We start from the raw sequence: 14528 nt of genomic DNA on the forward strand, positions 1-14528 counted from the left end.
GAGTGCTCTGATCCGCCGAGTGCTCTGAGGCGGTCCCGATCTCAGGCGCCGAGCGCCTCCAGCACCGCCATCGCCGCGTTGTGGCCGCCGATCCCCGAGACGCCGCCGCCCCGGCGCGCGCCCGCGCCGCAGAGCAGCACCCGCGGGTGCTCGGTGGCGACACCCCAGCGCTGGGCCGGGGTGTCCAGCGGCTCGTCGTCCTCCGCGAACGGCCAGGAGAGCGGTCCGTGGAAGATGTGGCCGCCGGGCAGGCCGAGGCTCTCCTCCAGGTCGCGGGTCGTGCGCGTCTCGATGCAGGGGTTCCCGTCGGCGTCCAGGAGCAGCAGGTCGCGGATCGGCTCGGCGAGCACGGAGTCGATCGAGTCGAGGACCGCGGTCTCGAGCTGCTCGCGCGTCGGAGCGTCGTCGCCGGCCAGCAGCCGGTCGGGGACGTGCAGGGCGAAGACGGTGAGCGTCTGCGCGCCGCTCGCGGCGAGCTCCGGCGAGAGGATCGTCGGGTCGGTCAGCGAGTGGCAGTAGATCTCGCAGGGGATCGGCGAGGGGACGCGGCCCTGCTCGGCGGCGCGGTGGGCCTCGTCGAGCTGGCGGTAGCCCTCGTTGACGTGGAAGGTGCCGCCGAAGGCCGCCTCCGGGGCGACGCTCTCGTCGAGCAGGCGCGGCAGGCGGCGCAGCACCAGGTTGACCTTCACCTGCGCGCCCTCGGGGCGCGGGACTCCCGGGCGCACGGCCTCGCCGCCGCCCAGCAGCCGGTCGAGGACGAACGGGGCGACGTTGGAGAGCACGAAGCGCGCCCGCACCCGGCGGCTGCGCGGTCCGCGGCGGTAGACGACATCGCCGGCCGGATCCACGCTCGTCACCTCGGCGCCGGTGAGGATCCGCGCGCCGGCGTTCCGGGCCGCCCGCTCCAGCGCACCGGAGACGCTGCCCATGCCGCCGACCGGGACGTCCCAGTCGCCGGTGCCGCCGCCGATCACGTGGTAGAGGAGGCAGCGGTTCTGCGCGAGGTCGGCGTCGCCGGCGCCGGCGAAGGTGCCGATCAGCGCGTCGGTGAGCAGGACGCCGCGCGCCGCGTCGCCCGCGATGTTCCGCTCGATCACCTCGCCGATCGGGCGCTCGATCATCGCCCGCCAGATCGCGTCCTCGCCGACCAGCCGCCGCGCCTCCTCCCGCCGCAGCAGCGGCTGGGTGAGCGTCGGCCAGAGCGCGCGCGCCAGCCGCGAGGTGTGCCGGGAGAAGTCGGCGAAGGTCTCGGCGTCCTCCGGGGTGCCCATCCGCGCGAAGGAGTCCGCGGTCGCCAGGGCGTCGCCGGTGTCGACGAGCAGCCCGCGCGTCGGATCGGCGGGGTCGGGCGTGTAGGAGGAGTACCGGCGGCGCACGAGCGGCACGTCGACCCGCAGATCGGCGAGGATCGACGGCGGCAGGAGGCTGACGAGGTAGGAGTAGCGGCTGAGCCGCGACTCGACGCCGCGGAAGGGGTACTCCGAGACGGTCGCGCCGCCCGCGCGCGCCCCGCGCTCGAGGACGAGGACGTCGAGTCCGGCCTGGGCGAGGTAGGCCGCCGCGACCAGGCCGTTGTGACCGGCGCCGACGATCACGACGTCGACCGAGGGATCGACCGCGGCGGGGGTGTCGGAGCGCAGCGGGCCGGGCGCGGTGCCGCTGCGCTCGGTGAGGTCTCGGGTGCGGTGCCTGTCGCGTCGGGCCATGGTTCCCAGTCTGGCGGGCGGCGGTCAGGGCTCGTCGCTGCGCAGCGCCTCGGTGACGAACTCGCGCAGGGAGAAGAGGATCTCCTCGCTGGAGCGGCCGCTCGCCTCGACGAGGCGGCCGGTCAGCCAGGTGAGGCAGATCACCGCGGCGCCGGCGACGTCGGAGGAGGTGGGGACGACGACGCCGTCCTCGTCCAGGACGCCGTTCTCGATCGGGCTCAGCGCGCGCTCGAGGACGGCGCGGTTGACGGTGCCGGTCGCCTCGCCGTCGTAGGAGGCGGAGCTGTCGATCAGGGCCTGCGCCGCGATCATCGCGGCGCGGGGGATGGGGAGCGGATCCATCGGGGTCTCCGATCGGGAGCGGGAGTGTCGGGTGCGCCCCATGGTGCTCCTCCGCCGGGCTCGCGTCCATCGCCCCTCGACGGGGGTCGTCCACAGCGGCAGTTCTCCGTCGAGTGTCCACAGACGGGGCGACACGACCGGCCGTCGCGCCGCCTCGGGCATAGCCTCGGGGGATGGAGAAGTCGACGCCCTCAGCCGTGCCCGGGAACGACCCGGAGCAGGACGAGACGATCGACCCGCAGGGCCCGACGACCGAGCCCGACGAGCCGACCGAGCCGACCGAGACGACCGAGCCGGCCGAGCACGACGAGAAGATCGACCGGCACGCCCTGAGCGACACCGGCCAGTACCAGACCGGCATGGCGCTGCGGCTGCCCCGGCAGAAGCCCGAGTTCGACGTCGAGGCGCCGATCCTGTCCCGCGTCGAGGCGCTGGTGCGCCGCTGGCTGGTGCGCAGCCGGGCGTTCCCGGTCGACCCCGCGGCGCAGCGCCTCGCCGGCGTCCTGCAGGACCCGAACGGCCTCGACTTCACGGTCGGCTTCGTCGACGGGGTCGCCCGCCCGGAGGACCCGGTGGTCGCGGCCGAGAACCTCGCCGCGCTGACCGCGAAGACCCCCGCGTTCCTCCCCTCCTACCTGCGCGCCGCGGTCGCGACCGGCGGCGCCGTCGGCCCGGTGCTGCCGTGGGTCGTCGTCCCGGCGGCCCGCCAGGTGCTGCGCCGGATGGTCGGCCACCTCGTCGTCGACGCCTCCGACGCCCGGCTCGGCTCGGCGATCCGCCGGCTGCGCGAGGGCGGCGACCGCCTCAACCTGAACCTGCTCGGCGAGGCCGTGCTCGGCGAGCGCGAGGCCGACCGGCGCCTCGAGGGCACCCGGCGGCTGCTCGAGCGCGACGACGTCGACTACGTGAGCATCAAGGTCTCGAGCATCGCCAGCCAGCTCTCGATGTGGGCGTTCGACGAGGCCGTCGACCGCGTCGTGCAGCGGCTGACCCCGCTCTACCAGTTCGCCGCGGCGAGCCCGGAGCCGAAGTTCATCAACCTCGACATGGAGGAGTACAAGGACCTCGACCTCACGGTCGCGGTGTTCCGCCGCCTCCTCGAGCAGCCGGGGATGCAGCAGCTCGAGGCCGGCATCGTGCTGCAGGCGTACCTCCCCGACGCGCTCGGCGTGCTGGTGTCGCTGACGGAGTGGGCGACCGAGCGCCGGCGGCTCGGCGGAGCGCCGATCAAGGTCCGCGTGGTGAAGGGGGCGAACCTCGCGATGGAGCGGGTGGACGCCGCGATCCACGACTGGCCGCTCGCGACCGTGGGCAGCAAGGCCGAGGCCGACACGAACTACAAGCGGCTCCTCGACTACGCGCTGCGGCCCGAGCGGACGGACGCGGTCCGGATCGGCGTGGCCGGTCACAACCTCTTCGACATCGCCTGGGCCTGGATCACCGCCAACGAGCGCGGCGTCGCCGACGCGGTCGACATCGAGATGCTGCTCGGCATGGCGATCGGTCAGGCGCGCGCCGTCCGCGAGGACGTCGGCCGGCTCCTGCTCTACACGCCGGTCGTGCACCCCCGCGAGTTCGACGTCGCGATCTCGTATCTGATCCGCCGCCTGGAGGAGAACTCCAGCCCGGAGAACTTCCTCTCGGCCGTCTTCGAGCTCGAGGACGAGAGCGTGCTGCAGCGCGAGCTCGGCCGCTTCCGCGCCTCGCTCGAGGCGCTCGACGACACGGTGCCGACCCCGAACCGCACCCAGGACCGTCTGCGCGAGTGGGCCTCGGGCTCCGGTGTCCGTCTCGTGCGCGAGCACGCCGGCGCCGGCGCGCGCGTGCAGGATCCGGCCGCCGAGGGTCTCACCGAGGCGGTGCTGGGGCTGCGCCGCGGCTCCGGAGCGACCGCGGCGACCAGCGCCTTCCGCAACGAGCCCGACACCGACCCGGCGCTCCCGGGCAACCGCCGCTGGGCCCGGCTGATCACCGACCGCATCGCGCGATCGACCATCGGCACCCTCGCGGCCGACCGCGCCCGGATCACCGACGCGGCGGAGCTGCAGGAGCTGCTGCGCCGGGTCGCGCTCCGGGCGGAGCGCTGGGGCGAGCGCCTCGGCTACGACCGCGCCGCGATCCTCGACCGCGCGGGCCTCGCCCTCGCCGCCAACCGCGACCGGCTGATCGAGGTGATGGCCTCCGAGACCGGCAAGACGGTCGCCGAGGCCGACCCCGAGGTGTCCGAGGCGATCGACTTCGCCCACTACTACGCCACCCGCGCCCGCGAGCTGGACGCCGTCGGCGGCGCCACCTTCGTGCCCGAGCGGGTCACCGTGGTCGCGCCGCCGTGGAACTTCCCGGTCGCGATCCCGGCCGGCTCGATCCTCGCGGCGCTCGCCGCGGGCTCCGGAGTCGTCGTCAAGCCGGCGCCGCAGGCCCGGCGCTCTGCCGCGGTGCTCGTGGAGGCGCTCTGGGACGCCGGGATCCCGCAGGACCTCGTCGCGCTCGTCGACCTCGACGAGGAGACGCTCGGTCGCGCCCTGATCACCGATCCGCTGGTCGACCGGGTGCTGCTCACCGGCTCCTACGAGACGGCGAAGCTCTTCCGCTCCTGGCGACCCGACCTGCCGCTGCTCGCCGAGACCAGCGGCAAGAACGCGATCGTCGTCACCCCGCACGCGGACTACGACCTCGCCGTCGCCGACATCGTGCGGAGCGCCTTCGGGCACGCCGGGCAGAAGTGCTCGGCCGCCTCGCTCGTGATCCTCGTCGGCTCGGTCGCCCGCTCGAAGCGGTTCCGCGCGCAGCTGGTCGACGCCGTGACGTCCCTCCGGGTCGGCTGGCCGAGCGACCCGGCCGCCGCGATGGGGCCGCTGATCGAGAAGCCGACCGGCAAGCTCGCGCACGCGCTGACCACCCTCGGCGCGGGGGAGTCCTGGCTCGTCGAGCCGAAGCGCCTCGACGACACCGGGCGGCTGTGGTCGCCGGGCGTGCGCGAGGGCGTGACCGAGGACAGCTACGCCCACCTGACCGAGTTCTTCGGCCCGGTGCTCGGCATCATGCACGCCGCGACCCTCGAGGACGCGATCCGCCTGCAGAACGCCACCGACTACGGCCTCACCGCCGGGCTGCACTCGCTGCACTCGGACGAGCTCGCGCTCTGGCTCGACTCGGTCGAGGCCGGCAACCTCTACGTCAACCGCGGCATCACCGGGGCGATCGTCCGCCGCCAGCCGTTCGGCGGCTGGAAGCGCTCCTCCGTCGGCGGCGGGGCCAAGGCCGGCGGGCCGAACCACCTGATCGGGCTCGGCTCCTGGAAGCCCTCGCCGGCCCGCCCGTCGACGACCCTGCACCTCCGGGGCCTGGACGACCGCGCCCGGCAGTTCATCGAGGCCGCGCAGTCCTCGCTGCAGTTCGAGCAGTTCGACCTGCTGCGCCGCTCGGCGCTCTCGGACCAGCTCGCCTGGGCCACCGAGTTCGGCGTCGTCACCGACATCTCGAAGGTCGGCGTCGAGCGCAATCTGTTCCGCTACCTCCGGGTGCCGGTCGCCGTGCGGCTGGCCGACGGCGGCGACCTCGGCGAGCTCCTCCGCGTCATCGCCGCCGCGCTGCTCGTGCGGGCACGCCTGGACGTGTCGACGTCGATCCCGCTGCCGCCCAAGGTCGCCGGGATGCTCGCCGGCGACGAGCTGCTCGAGATGGCGGGCCTGGCCCCGAAGGTGGTCGTCGAGTCGGACGCGCAGTGGCTCGCCCGCGCCGCGGCCGGCCGGATCACCGCCTCGCGGATCCGGATCGTCGGCGACATCGTCTCGGACCGGGTCGACGAGTTCGGCGGACCCCAGGGCGGCACCGCGCCGTCGCTCGGCCCGGACTCCTCGATCGAGGCGCTGCAGAGCGTCCGCGACTCCACCCGCTCCTTCACCGACGTGGTGAGCGGCATGACCCGCGGCAGCACCGGCAAGCCCGTCCCGCTCGTGCGCGCGGACGGCTCGCGGGTGCCGCTGTCGACGGCGCTCGCCGAGGCGCTCGGCGGCTCGCCCGACGTCGCGATCTACGCCGACCCCGTCACTCCGGCCGGCCGGGTGGAGCTGCTGCCCTTCCTCCGGGAGCAGTCGATCTCGATCACCAACCACCGCTTCGGAGCGGCGATCGATCTGAGTGACGACGTCGTCTGAGTTGTCTTCCGAGCCGCCCCCTGTGCGGCTCGGCGCGGTCGGCTCGCGAGGCGGGCGCGTTCCAGGGAGCGGGGTGCGTCCGGCTTCGTGGATTCGCTGGCACGCGAATCCGCGGATCGCCTCGTGAGTGGGCGCCGATCTCGGAGGCGGGACGTCGCACAGTCCTTCTCGCTTGCTTACTTGTCGCGGCAACAAAGCGGTAGGGTGGGGGGATGGATGACGGGGGAGCGGCGGATGCGGCGGGCACGCGCTGGCTCACGCAGGAGCAGCTGGCGGCGTGGCTGCGGTTCGTCGCGGTGGTCGAGCTGCTGCCCGGCGCGCTCGACACCCAGCTGCAGCGCGACGCGGGGCTGACGCACTTCGAGTACATGACGCTCGCGATGCTGTCGGAGGCGCCCGACCGGGCCCTGCGCATGACGACGCTCGCCGCCCGCACGAACGCCACTCTCCCGCGGCTCTCGCACGTCGTGACGCGCCTCGTCGCCCGCGGCTACCTCGAGCGCCGGCCGTGCCCCACCGACGGGCGCGCGACCAACGCGGTGCTCACGGATGCCGGGCTGCAGAAGATCGTCGACACCGCCCCGGGTCACGTCGCGACGGTGCTCGCCGACGTCATCGACCCGCTCGACGCGGAGCAGATCCCGCAGCTCGCCGACATCATGACGCGGATGCTCACCCGCCTCGATCCGGAGGGCCGGATGACCGTCGACGCCGTGCGCTCGGCTCTCGGCGATCCCGGCCGGCAGGACGGCGAGGACCCGGCCGACCGCGACTGCTGAGCCCCCGGCGGGCGAGGGCGTCTGGCGGGTGGAACGGCCGCGTGCCATCCTCGTCCCGTGCGCTACACGACGACGCTCTTCCAGGTGGGCAACAACACCGGCATCGAGGTGCCGCCCGAGGTGCTCGACGCGCTCGGCGGCGGCAAGCGGCCCGCGGTGAGCGTCGTCGTCAACGGCTACGCCTTCCAGGGCACGGTCGGTGCGATGGGCGGCCGCGCGCTGATCTCCTTCTCGGCGGAGAAGCGCGCCGCGTCGGGTCTGGCCGGCGGGGACGCCATCGAGGTCGACCTCGAGCTCGACTCCGCCCCGCGTACGGTCGCCGTGCCGGAGGACCTCGCCGCCGCGCTCGACGCGGCCGGGGCCACCGCCGCCTTCGACGCCCTCTCGCCGAGTGCGCGGAAGGCCCACGTCACCGCCGTCGAGGGCGCCAAGGCCGCCGAGACGCGCGCCCGCCGCGTCGCCGCGGTCGTCGCGAAGCTCGGCTTCTGACGCCGGTGGATCTCGATACGCCCGCTGCGCGGGCTACTCGATCAGCATGACGGCGGAGGGGGCGGGGTATCCGCCCCCGGAGTAGTCACAGCGGCTGACGCGCGGTGCGTCGCCTGGTCGATAGGCTGCCGATCGGCGCGCCACGGGGGAGTGCCGCAGGGCGCACGGGCGCCGGAGTCGGGGGACAGACATGGGTGCGGTTCGACGATGGGTGTTCCCGATCCTCTGGCTGGTGGTCATCGGGGCCGTCGCGGTCGCGCTGGTCAAGATCGCGTTCTTCCCGGACGGGTCCGCCGAGGCCGACCCGACCGTCCCCACCGGTGAGCTGACCGAGCCGACCGTCGTCGTCGGCCGCGGCACCGTCACCAACGACCTCACGCTCCAGGGCACCGTCGCCGCCGACCCGGCCGTGCCGGTGAAGGCGACCGCCGTCGGCACCGTCGACGACGTCTACATCACCCAGGGCGCGACCGTCGCCTCGGGCGACCTGATCTACGACATCCGCGTCGAGACCGTGCGCGATCCCGTCGAGACCACCGGCGCGGACGGCCTCGTCACCGTCACCCAGCCGCCGCCCTCCGTCCGCTTCGAGCGCGTCTACGCGCCGGCCGCCGGCGTGCTCAGCGCCCTCGGCGTCATCCACGACCAGGCCGTCGCGGTCGGCGAGGTCACCGGTCAGGTCGCCCCGCCGACCTACGCCGTCACCGGCTCGATCGACGCCGAGCAGCTCTACCGGATCCAGAACCGGCCGACCGAGGCGCAGATCGCGGTCACCGGCGGGCCGGCCGCCTTCACCTGCACCGGACTCACCATCACCACCCCGCTCGCCGGCGAGGGCGAGACGCCCGCGGGCGAGACGGGCGGCACCGGCGCGACCGGCGGCTCCGGCACCAGCTTCCGCTGCCAGGTCCCGGGCGAGGTGACCGTGTTCCCCGGTCTCGCCGCCACCGTCACCCTCGCGGGCGGCCTCGCCGAGAACGTGCTCGTCGTGCCGACCACCGCCGTCGAGGGCACGGCCGAGTCGGGCGTCGTCTACCGCCTCGCCGAGGACGGCTCGACCGAGGAGGTCCCGGTCACCCTCGGCCTCACCGACGGGATCAGCATCGAGGTCACCGGCGGCGTGGACGAGGGCGCCGAGATCCTGCAGTTCGTGCCGGGCGCCGCCGCGAGCGAGGGCGAGCAGCTCGAGGGGAACTGCGTGACCAACGCCGACGGCTCGGTGTACTGCTCGTGACGGACGGGCTCGTGACCGACGGCAAGCGCACGATCCTGCGACTCGAGGGGATCCGCAAGGTCGTCCCCCTGCCCGACGCACCCCCGCTGACCATCCTCGACGGCGTCGACCTGGAGGTCGGCGAGGGCGACCACGTCTCGGTCGTCGGCCGCAGCGGCTCCGGCAAGTCGACGCTCCTGAACATCCTCGGCCTGATCGACGAGCCGACCGAGGGGCGGATGCTGCTCGAGGGGAAGCCCACCGAGACGCTCTCCTCGCGGGCCCGCGCGCGGATCCGCGGCGGCAGCATCGGCTTCATCTTCCAGCAGTTCAATCTGCTCGAGGGCCGCACCGCCCGCGAGAACGTGATGACGCCGCTGCTTTACGCCACCGGCACCGAGTTCTGGCGGCGGGCGTCGCTGGCCGCCGAGATGCTGGAGCGGGTCGGGCTGGGGCACCGGGTCGACTCGATGCCCGGCCGGATGTCCGGCGGCGAGCAGCAGCGGATCGCCATCGCGCGCGCGCTGGTGCGCCGTCCGCGGCTGATCCTCGCCGACGAGCCGACCGGCGCGCTCGACACCGACACCGGGGAGAGCGTGATGAGCCTGCTCGACGAGATCGCCCAGGAGTCCGGCTCGGCCCTGGTCACCATCACCCACGATCCCGCGATCGCGGCCCGGGCGGAGCGGCACTACCGGCTCGATCACGGCAGGCTCAGCGCCTCGACGTCCGCGACCGCCGCTCCCGCGACGAGCTCGGGGCGGCACTGATGGGCGGCCTCACCGGCGTCGTCGGCGCGATCGTCGAGGCGTGGACCGAGCTGCGGATCCACCGCGGCCGCGTGCTGCTCTCGCTGATCGGCGTGGCGGTGGCCGTCGCGGCGCTCACCGGCGTCGTCGCCGCGGGCGGGATCGCCCGGCAGGCGAACATCGAGGTCTCGGAGCGCAGCGGCGGCCGGCCCGCGAGCCTGTACATCAGCGCCTACACGACCGGCCCCGAGGGCGTCGTCGACCCGGTCGTGATGCAGAACGCCTGGGAGAAGGTGCTCGAGCGCTACCGCATCGAGTACGCGAGCCGCACGACGTACGGCGGCACCCGCGTCCAGTTCACCGACGGCGCGGTCGACGTCGGGATCACCGCGGTCGACCAGCCCTACGCGGAGATGCACCGGGTGGAGCTGACGAGCGGCAGCTGGTTCGCCGAGGGCGACGAGCGGCGGCTCGCTCCCGCGCTGGTGGTCAACGAGGTCTTCTGGGACCGCCTCGGGCGCCCGGACCTGCGGACGCACCCGACCGCGACCCTCCTCGGCGGCGAGCACGACACGACCGCGGTCGTGATCGGGGTGACGCCCTCGAACCAGTACGACACCACTCCGAGCGCGATGATGCTCGTCGACGCCTACTCGGCCGTCGCGCCCGAGGCGGACCCCGCGTTCGGCGGGCCGCAGCTGCCGAACTACGAGATGTGGGTGCCGCTCGAGATCGCGGACCCGCTGATCGAGGCGGTCAAGCGCGACGTCACCGCGGCGCTCGGCCCGGGCTTCGAGGCCGACGTCTACCGGCAGGACTACCTCAGCTACGACTCCGACCCGTTCGCGGTGCTCACCTGGGTGATCGGCGGCGTCGCCGGCCTCGTGCTGGCGCTCGGCGCGCTCGGGCTGCTCAACATCGCCCTCGTCACCGTGCGGCAGCGGATCCGCGAGATCGGCATCCGGCGCAGCTTCGGCGCCTCCTCGGGGCGGATCTTCTTCTCGATCATGATGGAGAGCGTCGTCGCGACGGTCGTCGCGGGCGTGGTCGGCGTCACGATCGCGGTGATCCTGGTGACGAATCCGTGGACCGTCGCGTTCGTCAAGGAGAACGGGATCAGCGACATCCCGCCGTTCCCGGTCGAGGCGGCGCTGCTGGGGCTCGGGGCGGCGACGCTCGTGGGAGCGCTGGCCGGGCTCGTGCCCGCGATCGTGGCGGTCCGGGTGAAGGTGATCGACGCGATCCGCTACTGAGCGCCGGATGCGCGTGCCGGCTCAGGGCAGGGTGAGCACCAGCTCGTCGCCGTCGCGCTCGACGCCCGCGTCGGCGTAGTGCGGGATCCGCGGGAGCCCGCGGGTGGTCTCGGACTCGTGCGCGCCGACGACGACGACGCGCATGCCGGCGGCGAGTCCCGCGAGGATCCCGGCCTCGGCGTCCTCGAAGACGATCGCGTCGGCCGGGTCGACCCCGAGGAGTCCGGCGGCGGCGAGGTAGCCGTCGGGGGCGGGCTTGCCGTGCACGACGTCGTCGGCGGTGACGACGGCCTCGGGAGAGGGGACGCCGGCGGCGGCGAGCCGGCCGGCGGCCAGCGCGGGGCTCGCCGAGGTGACCAGCGCGACGCGGTCGCGGGGGAGCGCGGCGAGGAAAGCGACAGCGCCGGGGATCTCGACCGTCCCCTCGGTGTGCTCGAGCTCGTAGGCGTTCAGCTCGTCGACGATCCCGGCGACGTCGCTGCCCGCGGGGGCGAAGCGGCGGACGCTGTCCTCCGCGCGGACCCCGTGCACGGCGCCGAGGATCAGGTCGGCGTCGAGCTCGAAGCGCTCGGCGAAGGAGCGCCAGATCGTCTCCACCACCGCGGTGGAGTCGACGAGGGTGCCGTCCATGTCGAAGAGCAGGGCGCGGGCGCGGAGGAGGTGCGGCATCCGTCCATCCTGGCGGAGGCGGCCGCACGGCGTCCGCTCAGGCGCGGCAGAGGTCGTGGCAAGGCCGCGTCCAGGTGCGACCGGGGATCGCGGCGATACGCTCGTCTCCGATGGCGGGCAGAGCGCCCGAAGGGGAGCGGAGGACGCGATGACGGACGACCAGGGCGGCAACAAGCACGGCGACGACCGGAACGGCGAGCAGGAGCGGGGCGCTGCCTCGGCCTCCGGACCGCGCGCCGGCTGGTACCCGGATCCCGCGGGCTCACCGCGCCAGCGCTGGTGGGACGGCCAGGGCTGGACCGACTCGCTGCGCGACGCCCCCGCCGCGGCTCCCGCCGCCCCGACCCCTCCCGCTGCCCCGACTTCTCCTGCCGCGCAGGGCGCGCCGCAGCCTCCCGCGGCGCCGCAGCCGCCGATCGTGCCGCCCGTCTCCGGGCCCGCCTACGGCGAGACCTCGAGCGGCCGGGCCACGAGCTACGGCCAGTCGGCGTCCGGTCAGTCCGCTCCGGAGCGCGAGATCCCGCAGCAGCCGCGGTACGGCGAGCAGACGCCGCAGCAGCCGTACGCTCAGCAGCCCCAGTACGGCCAGCAGCCGCAGTACGGCCAGCAGCCGCAGTACGGCCAGCAGCCGCCGCAGGAGTACAGCCAGCAGTACCCGCAGCAGTACGGCCAGCAGCCCGGCCAGCAGTACGGCCAGCAGCCCGCCTACGCCGGCCGCCCCGCGCCGCAGCCGCGCGACCCGAGCATCGTCACCAGCACCCCGTGGATCTGGGTCGTCGTGCTCCTGCCGCTGCTGTCGGCGCTGTCGATCTTCCTGCTCTCACCGGGCGCCATCGCCGACTCGGCGGTCTCGTCGACCTACGGCCCGCGCGCTTCGATGGGGATGTCGACCGCCTACCTCGTCGGGCTCGGCGCCGTGCAGGTCGTCGGCTTCCTGATCTACGCGGCCGAGGTCGTCTTCGCGTTCCTCGACTACCGGCAGCTGAAGAAGGCCGGTGTGCAGCGCCCGTTCCACTGGGCCTGGGCGTTCCTCGTCGCTCCGTACGTCTACGTGATCGGCCGCAGCGTCGTCGTGAAGCGCGTGACCGGCGGCGGACTGCTCCCGCTGTGGATCTTCCTCGGCGTGGTGGCGGTCTCCTTCATCATCGCGATCGGCTGGACCGCCGCGCTGTTCTCGGAGATGATGCAGACGTTCCCGAGCTCGGGACTCTGATCCTTCGCGGGACTCTCGCCCGCTGAGATCCGCGAGAGACCGGGGGAGGCCCACTGTGATCAACGGCGACGTGTCGTTCTGGTGGGCCTCCCTCGGTCGTTCCGCGCCCCGTCCGGCGCTGCCCGGCCCGCTCGACGTCGACGTCTGCATCGTCGGCGCCGGGTACACCGGCCTGTGGACGGCCTACTCGCTCGCGAAGGCCGACCCGTCGCTGCGGATCGCCGTCCTCGAGCAGCGCTTCGCCGGCTTCGGCGCCTCCGGTCGCAACGGCGGCTGGCTGACGAACGAGATCACCGGCGGGGTCGCCTCCTACGCCCGGACGCACGGGAGCGAGGCGGTCGACCGCTTCCAGCTCGCGATGAACGAGACGGTCGACGAGGTGATCGCGGCCGCTGCGGCCGAGGGGATCGACGCCGACATCGTCAAGGGCGGCGAGTTCCAGGTGGCGCGCGGCGAGGCGCAGCGGGCCCGGCTCCTGGCCACCGCGGCGGCGGCCCGGGCCCGCGCGCACACCGACGTCGAGCTGCTCGACGCGCGGGAGACGACCGCGCGGATCGCGGTCAGCGGCGCGTCGGCCGGCCTCTGGCATCCGCACTGCGCGCGCCTGCACCCCGCGAAGCTCGCGGCCGGGCTCGCCCGCACGGTCGAGGCGCTCGGCGTGCGGATCTTCGAGGACACCCGGGTGGAGGAGATCCGACCCGGCGCGGCCGTCACACCCCGCGGGCTCGTCCGCGCGCCGATCGTGCTGCGCGCGACCGAGGGCTTCACCGCCGGGCTCTCCGGGCACCACCGCGAGTGGCTGCCGATGAACTCGTCGCTGATCGCGACCGAGCCGCTCGCGCCCGAGGTCTGGGACGAGATCGGCTGGGCCGGCCGCGAGACGCTCGGCGACGCGGCGCACGCCTACATGTACGCGCAGCGGACGGCCGACGACCGGATCGCGATCGGCGGGCGGGGCGTGCCCTATCGCTTCGGCTCCCGGATCGACCGCGACGGGGCGACCGATCCGCGCACGGTCGGCCGGCTGCGCGAGATCCTCGAGCGGTTCTTCCCGGTGCTGCGCGGCGTCGGGATCGAGCACGTCTGGTCCGGCGTGCTCGGTGTCCCGCGCGACTGGCACGCGACCGTCGGCCTCGACCGCGCCACCGGCCTCGGCTGGGCGGGCGGCTTCGTCGGCACCGGGGTCACGGCGACCAACCTCGCCGGGCGCACCCTCCGCGACCTCGTGCTCGGCGAGAGCACGCCGCTCACCGAGCTGCCGTGGGTGGGCCACCGGGTGCGGCCGTGGGAACCGGAGCCGCTGCGCTGGCTGGCGGTCACGTCGCTCTACCGCGCCTACGGCCTGGCCGACGCGTCCGAGGCGCGGGGCCGGGCGACGACGTCACCGCTGGCGACGATCGCCGACGTGGTCGCGGGCCGCTCGCACTGAGGCGGGAGCGCTCTTGCTAGGCCTCGCCGCGCTGGATCAGGCGGGAGAGCACGATCGCGGAGCGGGTGTGATCGACGTTCGGCGCGATGCGCACCTTCTCGAGGGCGAGCTCGAGGCTCGGGATGTCGCGCGAGCGGATGTGCACGATCGCGTCGGCCGAGCCGGTGACCGTGCCCGCGTCGACGACCTCGGGCACGGCCGAGAGGATGCGGCGCAGCTCGTCGGGGGCGACCGTGCCGCGGCAGAACAGCTCGACGTAGGCCTCGGTGGCCATGCCGTCGACGGCCGGGTCGACCTTGATCGTGAAGCCGCGGATCACGCCGTCGGCCACCAGCCGATCGACCCGGCGCTTCACGGCGGACGCGGACAGACCCACGACACCGCCGATGTCGCCGTAGCCCGCGCGGGCGTTCTGGCGCAGCAGATCGAGGATCTTCCGATCGATGTTGTCCATGCGTCGAGCCTAGGGGCGGGGTCGGAGCCGCGCCGGGCACCCGCGGGATCACGGCGGGTCCGCACCTGATCACGG

12 protein-coding genes are annotated in these 14528 nt (G+C 74.1%); 8 read left to right on the forward strand and 4 right to left on the reverse strand.

Features of this window, described 5'->3' with window-relative positions:
- Positions 1–41 precede the first annotated feature (41 nt).
- Positions 42–1706 (reverse strand): NAD(P)/FAD-dependent oxidoreductase, encoded by a 1665-nt coding sequence (locus tag EDF36_RS13235; protein ID WP_185020478.1) that lies wholly within the window; start codon positions 1704–1706, stop codon positions 42–44.
- Positions 1707–1730: 24 nt separating this feature from the next.
- A complete protein-coding gene (locus EDF36_RS13240) occupies positions 1731–2048 on the reverse strand; it encodes a hypothetical protein (protein WP_123701821.1) in 318 nt (105 codons plus the stop codon).
- 359 nt (positions 2049–2407) lie between these two features.
- Here EDF36_RS13240 and EDF36_RS13245 point away from each other — a divergent pair, with 359 nt between their 5' ends.
- From EDF36_RS13245 to EDF36_RS13270, 6 genes are all read left to right on the forward strand, one after another.
- Positions 2408–6205, forward strand: coding sequence for a bifunctional proline dehydrogenase/L-glutamate gamma-semialdehyde dehydrogenase (locus tag EDF36_RS13245; protein ID WP_123733542.1), 3798 nt, complete (start codon positions 2408–2410; stop codon positions 6203–6205).
- A gap of 212 nt (positions 6206–6417) precedes the next feature.
- Positions 6418–6984 (forward strand): MarR family winged helix-turn-helix transcriptional regulator, encoded by a 567-nt coding sequence (locus tag EDF36_RS13250; protein ID WP_123733392.1) that lies wholly within the window; start codon positions 6418–6420, stop codon positions 6982–6984.
- Between the two features lie 57 nt (positions 6985–7041).
- A complete protein-coding gene (locus EDF36_RS13255; RefSeq protein WP_123733393.1) occupies positions 7042–7473 on the forward strand; it encodes a DUF1905 domain-containing protein in 432 nt (143 codons plus the stop codon).
- A 211-nt stretch (positions 7474–7684) separates the two neighbouring features.
- Positions 7685–8707, forward strand: a complete 1023-nt coding sequence (locus tag EDF36_RS13260; protein ID WP_123733394.1) for an efflux RND transporter periplasmic adaptor subunit — start codon at positions 7685–7687, stop codon at positions 8705–8707.
- Positions 8708–8718: 11 nt separating this feature from the next.
- Positions 8719–9456, forward strand: coding sequence for an ABC transporter ATP-binding protein (locus EDF36_RS13265; RefSeq protein WP_123733543.1), 738 nt, complete (start codon positions 8719–8721; stop codon positions 9454–9456).
- Positions 9456–10688 (forward strand): ABC transporter permease, encoded by a 1233-nt coding sequence (locus tag EDF36_RS13270; protein WP_123701830.1) that lies wholly within the window; start codon positions 9456–9458, stop codon positions 10686–10688. Before EDF36_RS13265 ends, EDF36_RS13270 begins: the two co-directional genes overlap by 1 nt.
- A gap of 21 nt (positions 10689–10709) precedes the next feature.
- Here EDF36_RS13270 and EDF36_RS13275 read toward each other — a convergent pair whose 3' ends face one another.
- Positions 10710–11357 carry an HAD-IA family hydrolase gene (locus EDF36_RS13275; protein WP_123733395.1) on the reverse strand — a complete coding sequence of 216 codons (648 nt, stop codon included), beginning with the start codon at positions 11355–11357 and terminating at the stop codon, positions 10710–10712.
- Positions 11358–11505: 148 nt separating this feature from the next.
- Here EDF36_RS13275 and EDF36_RS13280 point away from each other — a divergent pair, with 148 nt between their 5' ends.
- Together EDF36_RS13280 and EDF36_RS13285 are read left to right on the forward strand one after the other, a co-directional pair.
- On the forward strand, positions 11506–12570 hold the full coding sequence (locus EDF36_RS13280; RefSeq protein WP_185020479.1) for a DUF2510 domain-containing protein: 1065 nt from the start codon (positions 11506–11508) through the stop codon (positions 12568–12570).
- A 55-nt stretch (positions 12571–12625) separates the two neighbouring features.
- Positions 12626–13999, forward strand: a complete 1374-nt coding sequence (locus EDF36_RS13285; protein ID WP_123733397.1) for an FAD-binding oxidoreductase — start codon at positions 12626–12628, stop codon at positions 13997–13999.
- A 16-nt stretch (positions 14000–14015) separates the two neighbouring features.
- Here the strand turns inward: EDF36_RS13285 and EDF36_RS13290 are convergent, their stop codons facing one another.
- A complete protein-coding gene (locus tag EDF36_RS13290; protein WP_055786568.1) occupies positions 14016–14453 on the reverse strand; it encodes an Lrp/AsnC family transcriptional regulator in 438 nt (145 codons plus the stop codon).
- Positions 14454–14528: the final 75 nt, after the last annotated feature.

The sequence above is a fragment of the Rathayibacter sp. PhB152 genome, from assembly GCF_003751395.1.
Taxonomy (GTDB): Bacteria; Actinomycetota; Actinomycetes; order Actinomycetales; family Microbacteriaceae; genus Rathayibacter; species Rathayibacter festucae.

Excerpts from the sequence above, each read along its gene's own strand:
- EDF36_RS13235 (WP_185020478.1), bottom strand. The coding sequence starts at position 1,706 with ATGGCCCGACGCGACAGGCACCGCACCCGAGACCTCACCGAGCGCAGC.
- EDF36_RS13240 (WP_123701821.1), bottom strand. The coding sequence starts at position 2,048 with ATGGATCCGCTCCCCATCCCCCGCGCCGCGATGATCGCGGCGCAGGCC.
- EDF36_RS13245 (WP_123733542.1), top strand. The coding sequence starts at position 2,408 with ATGGCGCTGCGGCTGCCCCGGCAGAAGCCCGAGTTCGACGTCGAGGCG.
- EDF36_RS13250 (WP_123733392.1), top strand. The coding sequence starts at position 6,418 with ATGGATGACGGGGGAGCGGCGGATGCGGCGGGCACGCGCTGGCTCACG.
- EDF36_RS13270 (WP_123701830.1), top strand. The coding sequence starts at position 9,456 with ATGGGCGGCCTCACCGGCGTCGTCGGCGCGATCGTCGAGGCGTGGACC.
- EDF36_RS13275 (WP_123733395.1), bottom strand. The coding sequence starts at position 11,357 with ATGCCGCACCTCCTCCGCGCCCGCGCCCTGCTCTTCGACATGGACGGC.
- EDF36_RS13280 (WP_185020479.1), top strand. The coding sequence starts at position 11,506 with ATGACGGACGACCAGGGCGGCAACAAGCACGGCGACGACCGGAACGGC.
- EDF36_RS13290 (WP_055786568.1), bottom strand. The coding sequence starts at position 14,453 with ATGGACAACATCGATCGGAAGATCCTCGATCTGCTGCGCCAGAACGCC.